Annotated in this window: 15 protein-coding genes; 13 read left to right on the top strand and 2 right to left on the bottom strand. The window is 54.8% G+C overall.

Features of this window, described 5'->3' with window-relative positions; all coding sequences use genetic code 11:
• The first annotated feature begins 3 nt into the window (after positions 1-3).
• The 8 genes from NST26_RS23815 to NST26_RS23780 all read left to right on the top strand — a co-directional run bounded on the left by NST26_RS23815 (position 4) and on the right by NST26_RS23780 (position 11,122).
• A complete protein-coding gene (locus tag NST26_RS23815) occupies positions 4-1,773 on the top strand; it encodes an N-acetylneuraminate synthase family protein (protein WP_340979897.1) in 1,770 nt (589 codons plus the stop codon).
• Between the two features lie 20 nt (positions 1,774-1,793).
• Positions 1,794-2,708 (top strand): aldo/keto reductase, encoded by a 915-nt coding sequence (locus tag NST26_RS23810; protein WP_340979896.1) that lies wholly within the window; start codon positions 1,794-1,796, stop codon positions 2,706-2,708.
• Positions 2,709-2,712: 4 nt separating this feature from the next.
• Positions 2,713-3,507: an SDR family NAD(P)-dependent oxidoreductase gene (locus tag NST26_RS23805; protein ID WP_340979895.1), complete on the top strand. Its 795-nt coding sequence runs from the start codon at positions 2,713-2,715 to the stop codon at positions 3,505-3,507.
• Positions 3,508-3,524: 17 nt separating this feature from the next.
• Positions 3,525-4,619, top strand: coding sequence for a UDP-2,4-diacetamido-2,4,6-trideoxy-beta-L-altropyranose hydrolase (gene pseG, locus NST26_RS23800; protein ID WP_340979894.1), 1,095 nt, complete (start codon positions 3,525-3,527; stop codon positions 4,617-4,619).
• Positions 4,591-5,163, top strand: a complete 573-nt coding sequence (pseH, locus tag NST26_RS23795) for a UDP-4-amino-4,6-dideoxy-N-acetyl-beta-L-altrosamine N-acetyltransferase (protein ID WP_339311020.1) — start codon at positions 4,591-4,593, stop codon at positions 5,161-5,163. Before pseG ends, pseH begins: the two co-directional genes overlap by 29 nt.
• Positions 5,141-6,193 (top strand): pseudaminic acid synthase, encoded by a 1,053-nt coding sequence (pseI, locus tag NST26_RS23790; RefSeq protein ID WP_340979893.1) that lies wholly within the window; start codon positions 5,141-5,143, stop codon positions 6,191-6,193. Before pseH ends, pseI begins: the two co-directional genes overlap by 23 nt.
• A 1,096-nt stretch (positions 6,194-7,289) precedes the next feature.
• Positions 7,290-10,382 carry an isoleucine--tRNA ligase gene (ileS, locus tag NST26_RS23785; protein ID WP_340979892.1) on the top strand — a complete coding sequence of 1,031 codons (3,093 nt, stop codon included), beginning with the start codon at positions 7,290-7,292 and terminating at the stop codon, positions 10,380-10,382.
• A gap of 404 nt (positions 10,383-10,786) precedes the next feature.
• Positions 10,787-11,122 carry a DUF5665 domain-containing protein gene (locus tag NST26_RS23780; protein ID WP_339314958.1) on the top strand — a complete coding sequence of 112 codons (336 nt, stop codon included), beginning with the start codon at positions 10,787-10,789 and terminating at the stop codon, positions 11,120-11,122.
• A gap of 308 nt (positions 11,123-11,430) precedes the next feature.
• Here the strand turns inward: NST26_RS23780 and NST26_RS23775 are convergent, their stop codons facing one another.
• Positions 11,431-12,159, bottom strand: a complete 729-nt coding sequence (locus NST26_RS23775; protein WP_340979890.1) for a TraR/DksA C4-type zinc finger protein — start codon at positions 12,157-12,159, stop codon at positions 11,431-11,433.
• Positions 12,160-12,415: 256 nt separating this feature from the next.
• Here NST26_RS23775 and lspA point away from each other — a divergent pair, with 256 nt between their 5' ends.
• From lspA to NST26_RS23760, 3 genes are all read left to right on the top strand, one after another.
• Entirely contained in the window at positions 12,416-12,919 is a 504-nt protein-coding gene (lspA, locus tag NST26_RS23770; protein ID WP_209988520.1) for a signal peptidase II, read from the top strand.
• Positions 12,912-13,886: an RluA family pseudouridine synthase gene (locus tag NST26_RS23765; RefSeq protein ID WP_340979888.1), complete on the top strand. Its 975-nt coding sequence runs from the start codon at positions 12,912-12,914 to the stop codon at positions 13,884-13,886. The genes lspA and NST26_RS23765 overlap by 8 nt, the downstream gene beginning before the upstream one ends.
• A 101-nt stretch (positions 13,887-13,987) precedes the next feature.
• Entirely contained in the window at positions 13,988-15,241 is a 1,254-nt protein-coding gene (locus NST26_RS23760) for an LL-diaminopimelate aminotransferase (protein ID WP_340979887.1), read from the top strand.
• 303 nt (positions 15,242-15,544) lie between these two features.
• On the opposite strand, the gene NST26_RS23755 is transcribed toward NST26_RS23760, so the two are convergent.
• Complete coding sequence (locus NST26_RS23755) at positions 15,545-16,105, bottom strand: GNAT family N-acetyltransferase (RefSeq protein ID WP_340979886.1); 561 nt, start codon at positions 16,103-16,105, stop codon at positions 15,545-15,547.
• Between the two features lie 905 nt (positions 16,106-17,010).
• Here NST26_RS23755 and pyrR point away from each other — a divergent pair.
• Complete coding sequence (gene pyrR, locus NST26_RS23750; RefSeq protein WP_036724239.1) at positions 17,011-17,592, top strand: bifunctional pyr operon transcriptional regulator/uracil phosphoribosyltransferase PyrR; 582 nt, start codon at positions 17,011-17,013, stop codon at positions 17,590-17,592.
• Positions 17,593-17,594: 2 nt separating this feature from the next.
• Complete coding sequence (locus NST26_RS23745; RefSeq protein ID WP_340979885.1) at positions 17,595-18,503, top strand: aspartate carbamoyltransferase catalytic subunit; 909 nt, start codon at positions 17,595-17,597, stop codon at positions 18,501-18,503.
• Positions 18,504-18,555 lie beyond the last annotated feature (52 nt).

Here is an 18,555-nt window from a genome sequence, read left to right as displayed (position 1 = left end):
AATGTGGCCAAGGCAAAAGTGATTGCCGAGATTGCCAATGCCCATATGGGCGACCCCGGCCGGCTGCGGGAGCTGATCCTCGCAGCCGCACGCAGCGGTGCAGACGGAGTGAAATTTCAATGGTTCCATTACGACAGCCTAGCGGTGCCGGATTTCATCCATTATCAGACGTATATCAATTTGTTCATCGGCAAGCAGCAATGGGCGGAAGCGGTACAGCTTGCCAAGGCTGCGGGGCTGGAGGTATGGATAGATGTCTATGACGAATGGGGTGTCGGGCTTCTCGCGGAGCTTGAATCGCAGGTAGACGGCTTGAAATTACCCACAACCGTCTTACAGTCGCTCCCCTTGATAGAAGCCCTGCACAGGTTCGATAAGCCCTTACTTATCGGTGTAAGCGGCTGGCTGGAGGAAGAGATGGATTCCCAATTAGCCTACATCCGGGGTCATTTCAAAGGTCCCATCGTGCTGATGCACGGCTTCCAGGGCTATCCGACCCGGACGGAGGATTCCAATCTGAGCAGGATCGCCCATATTAAGCAAACCTATCAGCTGGAGGTGGGCTTCGCGGACCATGAGGATGCTGATCATGAAATGGCGGTCGATCTTCCGGTCTATGCCTATCTGCTGGGGGCCAGTGTCATTGAGAAGCATATCACCCTGAACCGTGCGGAGAAGGGCATTGACTATTATTCGGCGCTTACGCCGGAGGAATTCGGGCGGATGGTGGATAAGCTGCGCCGGGCAGAGTGTGTACAGGGCAGTCTCGAAATTAAGGAATCGGAAAGAAGGTACCTGGAGGATTCCTCTCTGAAGATCGTCTCCCGTACGGAGCTGCGCCCGGGTGAAATGATCACGCCTGCGAATATATGCTATAAGCGTTCCTCTATGCCAGATGCCCTCATGGCGCGCAATGCTTCGGTGCAATTCCCTATGATTGCAACGGCAGCAATACCAGCGAACACACCCATCACGCCCGGGAAGGTAAAAGCACCCAAAATCTGCATCGCCGTCATCTGTAGATTGAAATCTACCAGGCTCCGCCGCAAGGCGCTGCGCGAGATTCACGGCATTCCAGCCATCGAGAGATGCCTGATGAATTGTCTGGCCGTTCCGGGCGGCTATGAGGTGGTTCTGGCCACCTCGGATCTGCCGGATGACCAGCCGCTTACGGCGTTCACCCTGAACCATCAGGTGAAGATAGTAACCGGAGACCCGGACAATGTGGCTGCAAGAATGCTGAGCGTGGCAGAAGCGGCCCAGGCGGATATCGTGGTCCGTGTGACCGGCGACAATCCGGCTATTTCCCCGGAGATGCTTCAGCTTCTGATCGACCGGCATCTGGCAAGCGGTGCAGACTTCACCTACGCCAAGGAGTCGACCATGGGGACGGTCGGGGATGTTTTTACCGTTGAAGCGCTGAGAAGGCTGCTGCACTATTCAAATCCGCTTACGCATGCGGAGTATTTGTCCTTTTACTTTTTCAACAATCCAAATCTCTTCAACCTTAATGCTGTGGACCTTCCTGCGGAGTGGGTGCATCCCGAGTGGCGGTTAACCATGGATGAGCTTCAGGATCTGGAGCTGTTCAAGGCGATCTACCAGGCGCTGGATGTGGGGGCAAGACCGCTGTACTTCGAAGAATTGAAGGCATTCCTGCAGGGCCACCCTGAGATGGCTGAGCGCAACAGGGGCATTCAGGTGAAATGGCGGGATGATACGGAGCTGGTCAAGGAGCTGAATGAAGCAACCACCCTGAAGAAGAGACCATAACGTTAGCGAGGCTACGGAAGATGATGAATAAAGCCAGGCTTGTGCTGGGTACAGCCCAGTTAGGCGGAAATTACGGGATTGCGAATACAGCTGTCAATTTCTCTGGGCAACAGAGGAATGAGCTGCTCCAATATGCCCTCTCCTCGGGGATCGGTTATTTGGATACCGCACCGGGATACGGGGACAGCGAGTCTATCATCGGAGATTGCCTGGAAGATGCAGATCCGCAGAGCCGGCCGCAGATTGTGACGAAGCTCCCTTCCGTCCAGCGGTTAGGACTGCACACGGAGGAAGCGCGGAGGAGGTTCGTCACCTCTTCCGTCCGCTCTTCCCTGAACCGGCTGAAGTGCTCTGCGCTGGATGTCTGTCTCTTGCATGATCCGCTCGATCTGACTTACCAGGGCGGCGAAATTCTGCGAATACTGCAGGAGCTGAAGCAGCAGCAGCTGATCCGCAGAATCGGCGTATCCGTGTATGATGCGGAGGATATTGCGAATTTTATGCGCGAGGAAGACCTGGACAGCATTCAAATTCCGCTGAATGTGCTGGACCAGAGATGGATAACGAATGGAATGCTGGAGCGGCTCGCCCGGAAGGGCACAGAAATCTTCGTCCGCAGTGTCTATCTGCAAGGCCTGCTGCTGATGGCACCGGAGCAGCTTCCAGCGGGGCTGAAGCAAGCGGAGCAGCCGTTGTTACGATTAGTCAGGTACAGCGAGGAAACCGGGATACCGGTTAAAGAGCTGTGCTTCCTCTATGTGAGGGATCTTCCGGGGATATCCGGGCTGGTGATTGGTTGCGAGAAGGTGGAACAGGTGCAGGAGAACCTGCGGATGATGGCGTTGCCCCCTCTAAGCCGGGGAGTGAGGCAGAAGCTTGGTGAATCCTTTACGGATATTCCTGTAGAGATCATTGACCCCAGGAGGTGGAAGTAACCGGATGCGTACTCTTCAAGAATTATTCAATCTGCAAGGCCGGACAGCGGTTGTGACCGGAGGGGCTGGTTATCTGGGCACAGCTATAGCAGAGGGGCTGGCTGAGGCTGGCGCGTCAGTCTATCTGGTAAGCTCAAGTGGTCAGCGCTGCAAGGAGACCGCTGAGGCGATCGCCCGCACCACCGGAGCAGCCTGCTTCGGCAAGGCAATGGATATCCGGGATGAAGCATCAGTCAGAGAATGTATTCAGAGCATCGCCGAAGCGGCCGGAAGCATCGATATCCTGGTGAATAATGCCGCGTTCAGCTCAGCCGCCAAGCTGGCCGTCATGAGTGAAGAACAGTGGCTGGCCGGGCTGGACGGGACGATCAACGGAACCTTCAGATGTGTCAAGTCCGTCCTGCCCTATATGGTTGAACAAAAAGGAGGCTCCATCATTAACGTCTCCTCGATGTATGGGCTGGTCTCGCCGAACCCGGAGGTCTACGGAGACAGCGGGATGGATAATCCCGCCAATTACGGGGCCGGTAAAGCGGCGATTGGCCAGTTTACCCGTTACATTGCCTGCCACTTCGGGCAGCATGGAATCAGAGCGAATACGGTATCGCCTGGGCCTTTTCCAAATGCAGCGGTTCAAGCCGACCCGCAGTTCATCCGGCAGCTGGAAAGGAAGAATCCGCTGGGCAGGATCGGCACTCCTGAAGATCTAAAGGGAGTGATGGTATTCCTGGCTTCTGCCGCTTCAAGCTATGTTACAGGTGAGAATATCTCTGTTGACGGAGGCTGGACCGCATGGTAAGCACAGCAGCTAATCCAATGAATATATGGATCCGGGCCGATTCCTCGTATTCTATGGGCACGGGCCATATCATGCGCTGCCTGACACTTGCAGGCGGGCTCGCCGCCAGAGGCGGGCAGATCACGTTCATTTGCCGTGAGCTGCCGGGGAATCTGGCTGACTATATCAGAGGCCAGGGCTATGCGGTGGAGCTGCTGCCGCCGCCGGATGATCCGTCGTACGCCGCATTCTGGCTTCAGGTGGATTGGCGGACCGATGCCTTGCAGACAGTTCAGCGGCTGGAGGGAGCTGCTCCTATAGATTGCCTCATTGTTGACCATTACGGGATTGATAAGCGGTGGGAAGCATGGGTACAGGGGAAAGCGAAGAAGATCGTGGCCATCGACGATTTGGCGGACCGCCCGCATGAGTGTGATCTGCTGCTGGACCCCAATCCATCCGCTGCCCGGGACCGCTACCAGGGGCTGCTTCCCGCCTACTGCATGAAATTGACAGGCACCTGCTATACGCTGCTGCGGCCGGAATTCCGCGCGGCTAAGCTGGGGCTGGCTGAACGGGACGGAGGCATAAACCGGGTTCTGGTGTTTTTTGGCGGCACAGATCCTACGGGTGAGACCCTCAAAGCCTTACAGGCCCTGCAAAGTCCCGCCTTCGCTAACCTGCAGCTGGATGTCGTAGCAGGCGGAATGAACTGCCGCAAGGATGACATCGCAGCGTTATGTGACTCGATGCCACAGGCCAGCTTCCATTGTCAGATTGATTACATGGCAGACTTGATGCAGAAGGCAGACCTCTCCATCGGAGCAGGCGGAAGTACGACCTGGGAGCGCTGTTACCTGGGCCTGCCTTCACTGTGTATTATTACGGCGGATAATCAGCGGGAGATCACGGCCTTGGTTCATGCGCAGGGGGCTGCACTTTGCCTGGGGAAGAGTAATGAGGTGACCGCTCAAGCCATTGAGCAGGGGCTTAAGGCTATGCTGGCCGACCCGTCCAAGGTACGGGCCATGTCTGAGCAGGCGCTCCGCCTGATGGGCGAGGATAAATGGAATGAGGTCATAGACAGGATTATGGGAGGGGACTATGGCAGACCTAAGGGACTACAGGCTTGAGAAGCTGGGCCAAGAGCATAGCCGGCTCATATGGGAATGGCGCAATGCCGATCACATCAGGCCTTATATGAATCATGACGGGATCATTGCGCTGGAAGAGCATCTTAACTGGATGCATGCTATAGAGGAGGATACCAGCCGGGTGGTCCGAATCTGTTACTATCTGGACACACCGGCAGGCTTCGTGCAGTTCTCACAGATTGACAGGGTCCACAAGACCTGTGAATGGGGCTTTTATATAGGGGACAAGAGCTGTCCCCCCGGCTCCGGTACCATGATGGGAATTTTGGCGCTGGAGCATATTTTCCAGGTAGAGCAGCTAAATAAGGTGTGCGCGCAAATCCTGGATTTCAATCAGCGGAGCTTGTCCTATCACCGCAAGCTAGGCTTCATAGAGGAAGGCAGGCTAGGCAGGCAACGGATCAGAAATCATCAGCCTGTGGATGTGGTCTTGATGGCCCTGTTCCGGGAGCAATGGGAGAAGCACAGTCTACGGCTGACAGAGGAGGCAACGACAGGCCATGAAGGAAATCAGGATCGGTAACCGCACCATCGGCAGCGGGCATCCGCCTTTTGTCATCGCGGAGATGTCCGGTAATCATAATAAGTCCCTGGACCGCGCGCTCGACATCGTTAAGGCCGCCGCCCGGGCTGGCGCACATGCGTTCAAAATCCAGACCTATACGCCGGACACCATGACGCTTAATCTGCAGAATAAGGATTTCATGATTGGGGATTCGAATGGACTGTGGAAGGGGAAATCGCTGTATGAGTTGTATGCTGAGGCGTATACGCCATGGGAGTGGCATGAGCCTATCTTTGCTTCGTGCAGGGCGCTCGGGATGATTCCGTTCAGCACCCCGTTCGATGAGTCCTCGCTCGAATTCCTGGAGACCCTCGGTGTCGACTGCTACAAGATTGCTTCCTTCGAAAATAATGATATTCCCTTATTGCGGAAGGTGGCCTCCAAAGGAAAGCCGATGATTATCTCCACCGGGATGGCCTCGCTTGGCGATATTGAACAGGCTGTCCACACCATTACCGAAGCCGGCTGCCGGGAATATATCCTGCTCAAATGCACCAGCAGCTATCCGGCTTCGCCCGGGAATACCAACCTCAATACCATTCCGTATCTGCGCGACATCTTCCGTGCTCAGGTGGGCCTGTCCGACCATACCCTGGGCGTAGGGGCCGCTGTGGCAAGCGTGGCGCTGGGCAGTACGGTGATCGAAAAGCATTTCACCCTGAACCGTGCGGAAGGCGGCGTGGATGCTGCATTCTCCCTGGAGCCGGCAGAATTCGCTTCCCTGGTCCGGGAGACGGATACGGCCTGGAGGGCACTCGGGGGTATCTCCATCGGTCCCACCCCCGAAGAAGAGAAATCCCTGCAATTCAGACGATCTGTTTATACCTCCAAGGACATCAAGGCCGGAGACCTGCTCACTGCGGATAACATCAAAGTCATCCGCCCCGGCTACGGCCTTGGGCCCAAATACTATGATCTTCTTCTCGGCAAACGCCTCAGAACCGATCTGCCCGTCGGCACCCCGCTGAGCTGGGACCTGCTGTTGTAATCCGCCTTGACAATTGGGGAGAAAACGTCTATAACTAGAACATATCTGTATCCATTGAATCCAAATTCGATGACGGGACAAGTACGATAAGGTAACGTTCTCCAGAGAGTCGGTGATTGCTGCGAGCCGATCGTTCACGCCTTACCCGAAGATCCTCCCCTAGAAGCTAAGCTGAAGCGTGTATACGTGCGTAGGCTCCGCCGTCTGCCGGACGTTATCCCGGACCCGCAAGGTTGTCTATTGCCTGCGGACTGAGATTGTACTGAATCCACACCCTTAGGATGTGCGTGCAGTACAAATTAGGGTGGTATCGCGAGCGCTGTCTCGCCCCTTTGGGGGCGGGGCGGCGTTTATTTGTGTGGTGGACACCCGCAACAAGTGCTCCGTGCGGGGAGAGGGGTTGGCGGACGGGAAGGGATTACTTCGGCGTAGGACCGGCTCTTCTTAGGCTGCCCTATCGGGTACGCCTGCGGGGCCTCAACAGCGCCCCGAGCAATGGGCCAAGAGCCCCCGGCAAGAACCCCAGGCACAGCGCGGACGGTGTAACGGACTGAGGAGCCCTTATTCTGGAAGAAAGCTACTATTAGGGCAAGTAAAGGACCCCACAGCCCTTATTACCGGAAAATTCGCTTCTAGATGGTTCTTAGCAGGACAATAAGGTCGACTGGGTCCGTTAGCTCGCCAAAAGTGCTGTTTTTTTGAATATAACGGCTCTGCGGTCCGCTAGGACTGACCTACTCGGTTGGTGTAGCTTCTTTTCATCCAACCTTCAGTGGGCCTGGGTTAAAGATTCATGCTGCATTAGCGCGGTTAAGGCCCCTCAGGCGTACCCGTCAGGGCAGCCTAAGAAGGGCCGAGGACCCCGCCGAAGTAATCCTTCCCGTCCACTGACACTGCTCCTCGCACGATGCACTTATTTCGGGTGTCCAGAGGGCAGCGCCCTTGGGGCCCTCCCTTGGCGAAGGGAGGGTTTGGGAGGGATCGAAAATCTTTAAAATCTCGCAACGGTTTACGCTTGCAAGCTTTAAAATCTTTTAAGAAGAAGGCTCGGATGTAATCCGATACAGTTTAAGACTAAACGAAGGGATTGACCATCATGCATAAGGTAGACGTCAAAGAAAAAGCCCGGGCCAGAGATGTCCGGATCTTGAAAAAGTGGAGTGAGGAGGACACATTCCGCCGCTCGATGGAGAACCGCGAGGGACGCCCGAACTATGTGTTCTATGAAGGGCCGCCGACCGCGAACGGGGTGCCGCATATCGGGCACGTGCTGGGCCGGGTCATCAAGGATTTTATCGGCCGCTACCAGACCATGAAGGGCTTCCGCGTCATCCGCAAAGCGGGCTGGGATACGCACGGCCTGCCGGTAGAGCTCGGGGTGCAGAAGAAGCTCGGCATCTCCGGCAAGCAGGATATCGAAGAATATGGTGTGGAGAAGTTCATCAAGGAATGTAAGGAAAGTGTATTCGGCTATGAGAAGCAGTGGCGCGAGTTCACGGAAGCGATCGGCTACTGGACAGATCTGGATCATCCGTATGTAACGCTGGACAATACGTATATTGAGAGTGTGTGGAACATCCTGGCTACGGTTCATGAGAAAGGCCTGATGTACCGGGGTCACCGCGTTAGCCCGTACTGCCCGAGCTGCCAGACGACCCTCAGCTCCCATGAAGTAGCCCAGGGGTATAAGACCGTTAAGGATCTGAGTGCCACCGCCAAGTTCAAGCTGGACGGCAGCGGCGACTATGTGCTGGCCTGGACGACTACGCCTTGGACGCTTCCGGCGCACATGGCGCTGGCGATGAATCCGGCTATGGAATATGTGCGTGCGCAGCAGGAAGACGGCGTGTATGTACTGGCTAAGAATCTGGTGGACGAAGTATTGAAGGGCGAGTACACCATCCTGTCTACACACACAGGCGCTGACTTTATCGGCCAGAGCTACACACCGCCGTTCGGTTATATCAAGGCAGAGAAGCATAATGTGATTGTCGGAGCCTCTTTTGTAACGGACTCCAGCGGTACCGGGATCGTACATATGGCTCCGGCTCACGGGGAAGACGACTATAAGAGCTGCCGCGAGAATGGGATCAGCTTCGTGAATGTAGTGGATGCTTCCGGGAAATACACGGATGTAGTGAGTGATTTTGCCGGACGGTTCGTGAAGGACTGTGACCTTGATATCGTGAAGGTGCTGTCTGAACGCGGACTGCTCTACCACAAAGAGAAATACGAGCACAGCTATCCGTTCTGCTGGCGCTGCGACACCCCGCTGCTCTATTATGCAACAGACAGCTGGTTCATCCAGACGACTGCGATCAAGGATCAGCTGATTGCCAACAATAACAGTGTGGACTGGTACCCGGACCATGTGCGCGAAGGCCGCTTCGGCAAGTTCCTGGAGGAGCTGGTGGACTGGAATATCAGCCGTAACCGCTACTGGGGTACACCACTTAACGTATGGGTCTGCCAGGATACCGGCAAGGAATTTGCACCGCACAGCATCGCCGAGCTGAGAGCGATGGCCATCGGCGAGGTCGCTGAGGATATCGAGCTGCATAAGCCGTATGTGGATAATATCCAGCTGCGCAGCCCGTTCAGCGAAGGCGGCGTCATGGTCCGTACCCCGGAAGTGATCGACGTCTGGTTCGACAGCGGCTCGATGCCGTTCGCCCAGAGTCATTACCCGTTCGAGAATCAAGACCAGTTCGAGGACCAGTATCCGGCAGATATGATCTGCGAAGGGATCGACCAGACGCGCGGCTGGTTCTACAGCCTGCTGGCAGTATCGACCCTGTTCACAGGCAAGGCGCCGTACAAGGCGGTTATCGCCCACGGCCATATTTTCGATGAGAACGGCCAGAAGATGTCCAAATCCAAAGGCAATGTCATCGACCCTTGGGAGATCATGAACGAATACGGCACGGATGCCTTCCGCTGGGCCATTCTGTCTGACAGTGCGCCGTGGAACAACAAGCGGTTCTCGCGCGGTCTGGTCGGGGAGACGAAGTCCAAGGTAGTGGACACTCTGGTGAACACGCATGCCTTCCTAACGCTGTATGCGGGAATCGACGGCTATGATCCTGCGGATCATCCGTTCAAGGTGTCAGAGCATAAGCTAGACCGCTGGATTCTGTCCCGCCTGAACAGCCTGATCGTGCTGGTGGATAAGGGGCTGGCTGTGAATGATTTCGTGAACACCTCCAAGGCCATTGAGAACTTCGTGGATGAGCTGAGCAACTGGTACATCCGACGTTCCCGTGACCGGTTCTGGGGCAGCGGGCTGGGCGAAGAGAAGCTGGATGCTTACCGCACCTTAACGCATGTCCTGCTGACAACGGCCAAGCTGATGGCTCCATTCACCCCGATGCTGTCCGAGGATATCTTCACGAACCTGGGCGGCGGAGAGAGTGTGCATCTGGCAGACTATCCGGCAGCGGATGAGAACCTGATCGACCTTGCTCTGGAAAAAGATATGGAGTACGCCCGCGGCATCGTCGAGCTGGCCCGTAACGTCCGCAACGAGAGCGGCATCAAGACCCGCCAGCCGTTGTCCGAGCTGATTGCCTCCACTCCGGACGACTTCAACGTGGCGGATTATGAAGAGCTGATCAAAGAAGAGATCAACGTCAAGCATATTGTCATCGAGCACAGCGACAGCGGCTTCGTAGACTTCACCCTGAAGCTGAACCTGAAGGTGGCAGGCAAGAAATACGGCAAGAGCGTTGGCTTCCTGCAGGGCTTCCTCAAAGCGATGGATAGTGACGCTACCCGCAAAGCAGTGCAAGAAGGCGTTATCGCCATTGTGTCACCGGAAGGAGAAGAGCTGCAGATTACGTCCGAGGAGCTGCTGGTTGAGAAGCAGGCCAAACCAGGCTTTGCCTCCGCTTCCGGCTATGGACTGACAGTGGCTCTGAACACAGAAATCACACCGGAGCTGGTACAGGAAGGCTGGGTACGCGAAGTCGTACGTGCGGTGCAGGATTACCGCAAACGTCTGGATCTGCCGATCGACAAGCGGGTTGCGCTGACCCTGCATGTCGATGACGAGCTGAAAGCGGCGGTGACTGCATTCGAGCATGTGCTGCGTGAGAATGTACTGGTGACTACGGTTGATTTTGACGGAGAGTATACCTATGAGACCGTGGATGCCGGCGGCAAGAGTATCGGTATTCATATCGGCGCTTAACTCCGGAGCGGCCGCGCATTTCCTGCATTACTTGTCCATGTATGGCATATACTAGCCGCAAAGGAAAAGTTTCCACGGGTTAGAATGCAAATGACGAGCCCTGCGCTTGAAGAGAGAATTCTCTTTGACCGGGCTCGTTTGTTTTGCGGCTTACAGACAACAGGAGGTGCAGGGGCATGGGCGGATGGAACAACGGGAAGATTCCTGCGGAGCAGCCGAAGCAGCCGGACGGGCCGGGAAGAATTTCGATCAGAACCACGGACAGAGGGAATAACAGGGAGGAAGCACAGCATGAGCAGCAGCCCACGCATTCTGGAGCAGGCCAACCATCGGGCAAGACAGATCCGGGCGCAGAATATCCTGAGAAAAGTCAGCCGGCCGCTTCTTCCGATCCTAAGCCTACAGTGACTGTCACAGCAGCCGTCGATCCGGCCGATCTCCCCCCGGAAGAGAAGCTGAACGCCCTGTACCGGATGACCACGAGTCTGGCTCAACAGATGGAGAAGTCACGAATCTCGGAATATACCGAGCTGCTGCATTCCCCGTTCCGGCTGATCTGGCTGAACATTCTCTCCGGAACGGCCAGGGGGCTGGGGATTGCGCTCGGGTTCACTTTTTTTGCAGCGACGATTATTTATGTGCTTCAGGTGCTGGGTGCGCTGAATCTGCCGATCATCGGCGACTATATCGCGGACATTGTACGGATTGTCCAGCATCAGCTGGAGCTGAAGACGTTCTGAGCGGCGCTGAACCTGAAATAACCCCACAATGGTGGGGTCTTGCGATTAGTAGGAATTGGAACAGGGTTCCAAGACAAGCACAGGGATAGTTGTAGAATGTACACCTAAATGCAGCAAAATAGCCTGTTTTAAACGGATAACTGTAATCTGTACAACTAAATTTGCTTAAAGAGGCCCGAACTTAGAGTACAAGGCTTTTTAAATGTACGGAATGCAACTAAACGGGATATCGCGTATGAATCAGATGTTTTAGTTGTACAAAGTGCAATTAAGCCTCTCCAGCTCTCTTCGGATCGTTCCCAGCTTTGCTAATTCCGTTCTTTTCGAGTCGGGTCCAGCAGGTAGTCGCCTTCCTCGTCGTCCATGTAATGACGGTAGCTGTTGCCCTTGATAATCATCAGATGATTGCCCGAAATGTCGGTGGCCACGAAATTCTCCCAGGGCTCCACGAAGCCCTCGGTTTCGTCCGCTTCGATCTCCATATCATTGTAGGAGCCGATGTTGTTCCCTTCTGCCATGGCCGGCGAATCCGAGTTGCCCCAGCTCTCCACGATCTGCCAGGCATCCTCGCCATCGAAGCCGTTCTGGTCGTCCCGCTCATCCAGACTGGTGCGGCCAAACGGCGGAGACAGCAGCTCTTCCTCGGCCGGACGGGTGAACGGAGCACTCTGACGGGGAGCATGCTCTTTCGTGTAGCGGGTGGAGGGAAGGGCGGCCAGGCGCTCGTAGGGAATCGGTTCGCCGCTGGCGATGCAGATGCCGTAGGTTCCTTCGTCCATCGCCCGCAGTGCTGATTCAATATCGTCCAGCTCATGCTCATCGCGCTCCAGTAGGGAGATATCCATGGAGCGGTTATACAGCTCTGTGGCGGCATCGCCGGGATGGTTGTCGATTTCGGACAGCTCTCCCGTGTTATCTCGCATAGACTCTTGCAGACCATATTGTCCGCTGTTGCTAAGCCTGTGCTTAATATCCTCCTGCTGCTGCAGGAGAGTAGTACGCAGCCCGGATAGCTGCTGTGATGTCAGATGGCTCATTGCTGTGAGCTCCTTTCGGTAGCTAATCGCTGAAACGGTACCTTCCTTTAAAAGGACGGCAAAACCGTTTCCGCTTGTATAGATAGCTTGGCCTCCGGGGCCCTTTTTTAGCGATGGCAAATAGTGCCCTGACTTTACAGATCCGTATGACCATGCCATGGACGGTATCTTGAGGCCTGTGCTACAATATACAAGTCTTTATACAGTATTCGTACCGCGAAGCCGCGGGAAAAATAAGAACGGAGTGACAACTTCTGTGGTGTACTTTCTGATTGCGCTAATTGTATTTGTGATTGACCAGGGTACCAAATATCTGATTGCCACCCGGCTGGAGCTCGCAGAGCAAATTCCGGTAATCAAGGATTTCTTCATTATTACGTCGCACCGCAATCGTGGAGCCGCCTTCGGAATTCTGGAGGGGCAGCAGTGGTTCTTCATTGTGATTACGGTAGTCGTTGTATGCGGAATCGTCTGGTACCTGAACAAGGCCCGCAAGACCCGCAAGCTGCTGCCTACCGCGCTGGCGCTTGTCCTTGGCGGAGCAATCGGCAACTTCCTGGACCGGATTCTTAACGGTGAGGTTGTGGATTTCCTCATGTTCAATTTCGGAAGCTATACGTTCCCGATCTTCAACGTGGCCGATTCCTGTATCGTGGTCGGAGTGGGGCTGATTATTCTGGACACGCTGCTGGAAGTGAAGGGCGAACAGGAAGTCACCGAGGTGAAGGAATCACAGGAAGTCAAAGAAGGGAATGAATGATTTGAACAAAGACGTCAAAGAGCTGGCGGATTCTGGCGCCCTCGAGGAAGAAAGAGACGTCACCGAATGGATCGTTGCCGAGGGCAATGCGCGGGAGCGGATTGATAAATACGTTACAGAGGCCATGGAAGACGAAATCTCGCGCTCCCAGGTTCAGCTATGGATCGGCAGCGGCCATGTAGTGGTCAACGGCGCGCCGGTCAAAGCGAACTATAAGCTGAATGAAGGCGATAAGGTAACCGTTACGGTGCCGGAACCCGAGGTTACGGACCTGATCGCACAGGATATTCCGCTGGAAGTGGCTTATGAGGACAGCGATGTGATAGTGGTGAACAAGGTACGCGGCATGGTTGTGCATCCGGCAGTGGGACATCCCTCCGGCACCCTGGTCAATGCGCTGATGTATCACTGCAAGGACCTGTCCGGCATTAACGGCGAGATTCGTCCAGGCATTGTCCATCGGATCGACAAGGATACCTCCGGTCTGATTATGGCAGCCAAGAATGACGCCAGTCATGCTTCGCTGTCCGCCCAGCTTAAGGAGCACAGTGTGACCCGCCGCTATATCGCAGTCGTGCACGGCAATCTGTCTCATGACAAGGGAACCGTAGATGCTCCGATCGGCCGTGATCCGCATGACCGCAAGCTGTATACTGTAACCGAGAAGAACAGCAAGCGCTCCGTGACGCATTTTACCGTGCTGGAGCGGTTTGGTGACTGCACACTGCTGGAGCTTCAGCTTGAGACAGGACGCACGCATCAGATCCGTGTTCACATGAAGTTCATCGGCCATCCGCTGGTAGGTGATCCGATCTACGGGCGCAGCAAGGGAACTACTATGAACGGACAAGCCCTGCATGCAGCGGTACTCGGATTTGTTCATCCTTCTACAGGCGAGTACAAGGAGTTCAGTGCGCCGATTCCGGCGGATATGGAAGAACTTCTATTTACGCTGCGCAGCAGATAAGTACAAATCAATAGATTATAAATCCATGGAACAGCGGCCGGATTTGCGTCATATTTAGAGCATAGATTCACAACATAGGCCCAGGAGATGAGTAGAAGATTATGAGTATTGAACACTATCAGGCTACATTCATTCAGACGAATTTTGCAGACCGCATCGGCGGCGAAGGATACGGCAAGGACACCTCCATCTACAAATTCGAGAAAATCAAACGAGCCAAAGCCTCGGCGAAGCAGGATTTTCCGAACATTGAACTGATCGACATGGGCGTCGGCGAGCCGGACGAAATGGCGGATGAAGGCATCGTGTCCAGACTTGCGCTGGAAGCGGCCAAGGAAGAGAACCGCGGCTACTCCGATAACGGTATTCCTGAATTTAAGGACGCAGCGGCTGTGTACCTTAAGGAAGTTTTTCAGGTAGATGGCATTGACCCTGTAACGGAAATCGTGCATTCCATCGGCTCGAAGCCTGCGCTGGCTATGCTGCCATCCGTATTCATTAATCCGGGCGATATCACGATTATGACCATTCCGGGCTATCCGGTGCTGGGCACCCATACCAAGTATCTGGGAGGACAAGTCTACTCCGTGGAGCTGAAGAAGGAGAACAACTTCCTGCCTGACCTGAGCTCCATTCCTGAAGATGTTGCCCGCAAGGCGAAGCTGCTCTACCTCAACTATCCGAACAACCCTACCGGCGCAAGCGCCACGCCTGAATTCTTCAGCGAAGTAGTGGCCTGGGCAAAAAAATATGATGTAGTCGTAATCCATGACGCTCCTTATGCTGCATTAACTTATGACGGCGTGAAGCCGCTGAGCTTCCTGTCCGTGCCTGGTGCCAAGGATGTCGGCGTTGAGCTGCACTCCCTGTCCAAGTCCTACAACATGACCGGCTGGAGAATCGGCTTCGTGGCCGGCAACCCGCTGATCGTGAAGGCGTTCAGTGATGTGAAGGACAACAATGATTCCGGCCAGTTCATCGCGATTCAAAAAGCTGCCGCGTTCGGTCTCTCTCATCCTGAGATTACCGAAGCGATTGCCGCCAAATACTCCCGCCGCCACAACATGCTGGTGGATGCGCTGAACAGCCTGGGCTTCAAGGCCGAGAAGCCGAAGGGCTCCTTCTTCCTCTATGTAGCCGCGCCAAAAGGCGTCAAGGGCGGACGCCGCTTCGAATCCGGCGAGGATTTCTCACAGTTCCTGATCCGCGAGAAGCTCATCTCCACTGTGCCTTGGGATGATGCCGGCGCGTTCGTGCGTTTCTCCGTGACCTTCGTAGCCAAGGGCGAGGAAGAGGAGAAGCGTGTCATCTCCGAAATCCAAAGACGTCTGAGCGACGTTGAATTTGAATTTTAAGTTTTGGTTTGAATGGAATGCTGCTGCAGAGCAATCTGCGGCGGTTTTTTATTTGTCGCCGTCTATCTACATAGCGATCGCCCCGCCCCCTGACCCGGCCCGGCCCAAATTTGTTGCACAAATTGCAGCCTTGCACCGCTCAAACCAAGCCCGCACACGCAAATCCTGCACTTTTTGCAACAATCCATTCGGTGAAGATAACTATTTGGCATGAATCCTGCAAAAACTGCAACAATTGGCCCAGCAGCTTAGTTAAGCGGAAGAATTCCTGCATAATGTGCAACATGTAGGGAAGCAGTGCCGTTATCCTTTCCGGAAAGCCACCTTATGAAATGCATTGATATAGCGGAACAGCGCTTCACCGTCATCCGGCACATTCGCGCGCTCATCCAGCGGCAGCAGCATCGCCTGATATGGCTCCGGTACCATTCTATATTGATGCACATAGGAGGTCAGGACGAACCCGTTCCGCTCCCAGAAATGAATACGTTCCTTGTGCGACTCCGTAGCTCCGGATTCCGCCTCAATGATGATTCCCCGGATGTTATGCTCCTGTACCGCCCAAGCTCTAATCTGCTCCAGCATCCAGGTTCCCGTCCCTGTTCCGCGCAATTCTGTATCGACTGCCAGGTAATCAATAATCAGCACTTTATCCGCAGCTTGTCCCGCCACACCGGTAACCGCCATGGCAACAACCACCCCCTGATGCACCCCAGCATGTAAGTATCCAATCCTCCGGTTCAGCATACTCCGCAGAATCGCTTCTGTCTTAGCTCCGCTGGGAAAAGCCTCATGGTAGATCTGCTCCATCCGTCCCCACCACGCTTCATCCCACTCTTCTATAGTAATAAACTCCATGTTCATGATTTTCTTCGCCTCCAGTTTTATCATAACAGAGCAGGGGCTGGAACGAAATTAGGGTAGATCGACCGCAGTACCGGTTATATTGATGAACAATTGCTGCCTCAGCAACTGATCGAAGGCGGGGGGCCTTTTCGGCGAGTTGATCTCACCAGCCTTCCCGGACCCGTGAAATATATAGGATACATGATTGTCTACGGTATCCCCGTGTTGTTACTAAGTTTGATTGTGGCGGTTACTTTTTTTAAATGAGCCGGCATATTGCCGCTGATGCGGTGTCTTGTGCCGTTAGTGCAATTCCTGCATTCTGCAGTTGTGTAGTCCGCACTATCAGCGCAGCGCCATAGTGCCCCTCTGCCTGCCCCCTCCCCCAAGGGGGGATGACAAATCTCTTGCACCGTTTAGGTGGAAGCGGCGGAGGGGATTTTGGAACTGGAGGAGCGGAGCGTCCGCCTTTATGTTTGGATTTCTACCGCTGCTGCGGTAATAATCAGGAAATCCAAACATAACAGCGGCCGGAAGTCCAAAATCACCGCAGCCGCGCCCTTCACCTAAATGTCTGTGATCACCGCAGCCGCGCCCTTCACCTAAATTTCTTTTCCCTATCTGTCACCGTCTTCCCCCCACACTCCGCGAATATAATTTGACATCCCCCCATCCATCTGTCATAATTCCCTATAGTTGAATAGCGCCTTTAATTCAGTCCCGTGAGGCTGGCAAGGTAACGTGAATCGAGGTTCGCGTCATGAAAGAAGGAATCCGTAGTAGTACGGAGGGTCTTTTTATGCGCGCGGACACGCCATCTTTTTGAATCTGCGGATTTCACTCCTTGCCTGCTTTGGGCAAGGAGTTTTTTAGTTTATCCGGGGAACTTGAACAGGCGATCAAGCAGGGGGATGGCAAAGAGGATGGTTACTGAAAAAAATGTCATTATGGACGAAACGGCGATTCGCCGGGCACTGTCACGCATTGCACATGAGATTTTGGAGAAAAACAAGGGTATCGAGAATTGCCTGCTGGTCGGCATCCGGACCCGGGGGATCTACCTGGCTCAGCGGATCGCGGAACGCATTAAGGAAATTGAGGGCGTGGACATCCCTTACGGGGAGCTGGACATTACCCATTATCGCGATGACCGCGAAGGCGGCGGGAACAACCGGGAAGCGATGGACAAGACGGTTGTCAACAGCAACCTGATCCTGCCTCCGGGCACCAGCGGCACCCGGGACAAGAAAGTGATCCTGTTCGACGATGTACTGTACACCGGAAGAACCATCCGCGCGGCAATGGATGCGCTGATGGATTGCGGACGGCCCCGGATGATCCAACTGGCTGTACTGGCTGACCGCGGCCACCGGGAGCTGCCGATCCGCCCCGACTATATCGGCAAGAACGTACCCACCTCCAGGCATGAGCAGATTGAAGTGTCCCTGAGCGAATACGACGGCAAGGACGAAGTGTACATTATTTCAAACCGGGAGGAACGATAACAATGATGACGGCAACTAAGGTGAAGGAACGCAGTCTGCTGGGGATGAAGGAGCTGGCGGAGTCGGAGATTACCCAGCTGTTAGACAGAACAGCCTACTGGGATAATCAGAGCGAGAAGCTCACGCCGGTGCTGAGAGCACATTTTGTTGCCAATATGTTCTTCGAGAATAGTACCAGAACCCGCTTCTCCTTCGAGATGGCTGAGAAACGCCTCGGCGTTCAAGTGCTGAACTTCACCGCAGCGGCTTCCAGTGTCGAGAAGGGCGAATCCATCTACGACACAGTGCGCACACTGGAGTCAATGGGTATCGATGCCGGAGTGGTCCGGCTGAAGCCCGCAGGAGTGCTGGAGCAGCTTGCCGAGAAGGTTGGCGTTCCGCTGATTAATGCCGGAGACGGCAACAACGAGCATCCGACACAGGCGCTGCTGGACCTGTACACAATGCGTAAGCATTTTGGCGGACTGAAGGGCCTGAAGGTCTCGATTATCGGGGATATTATGCACAGCCGTGTAGCGCGGTCCAACCTTTGGGCACTCACCAAAATGGGGGCAAGCGTGCAGTTCTGCGCCCCGGTGAATATGCAGGCTCCTGAGCTTGCGGCCTACGCTCCGTACGTGTCCATGGAAGAAGCGCTGAAGGCGGATGTGGTCATGATGCTGAGAGTGCAGCTGGAGCGGCATGCTTCGGGCATTGTTTTATCGGCTGAGCAGTATCGGGAGCACTTCGGGCTCACCGAGGAACGGGCGTCCAGGCTGGACTCGGCAACGATCATCATGCACCCGGCGCCGGTCAACCGCAATGTGGAGATCGACGATGCGGTGGTGGAGAGCAGCCAGTCCCGGATTTTCCCGCAGATGGCGAACGGCGTCCCGGTACGGATGGCTGTCATGGAGCGGGCGCTGCAGTAGCAGAAAAAAACCTCACATAAGCGTATTAATAAATATACACAAAGATGAATTT

Source organism: Paenibacillus sp. FSL R7-0128, from assembly GCF_038002245.1.
In the GTDB taxonomy this organism is placed as follows: Bacteria; Bacillota; Bacilli; order Paenibacillales; family Paenibacillaceae; genus Paenibacillus_AQ; species Paenibacillus_AQ silagei.
The sequence above is the reverse complement of the archived record's forward strand: the minus strand, read 5'-3'. Positions and strand labels throughout refer to the sequence as shown.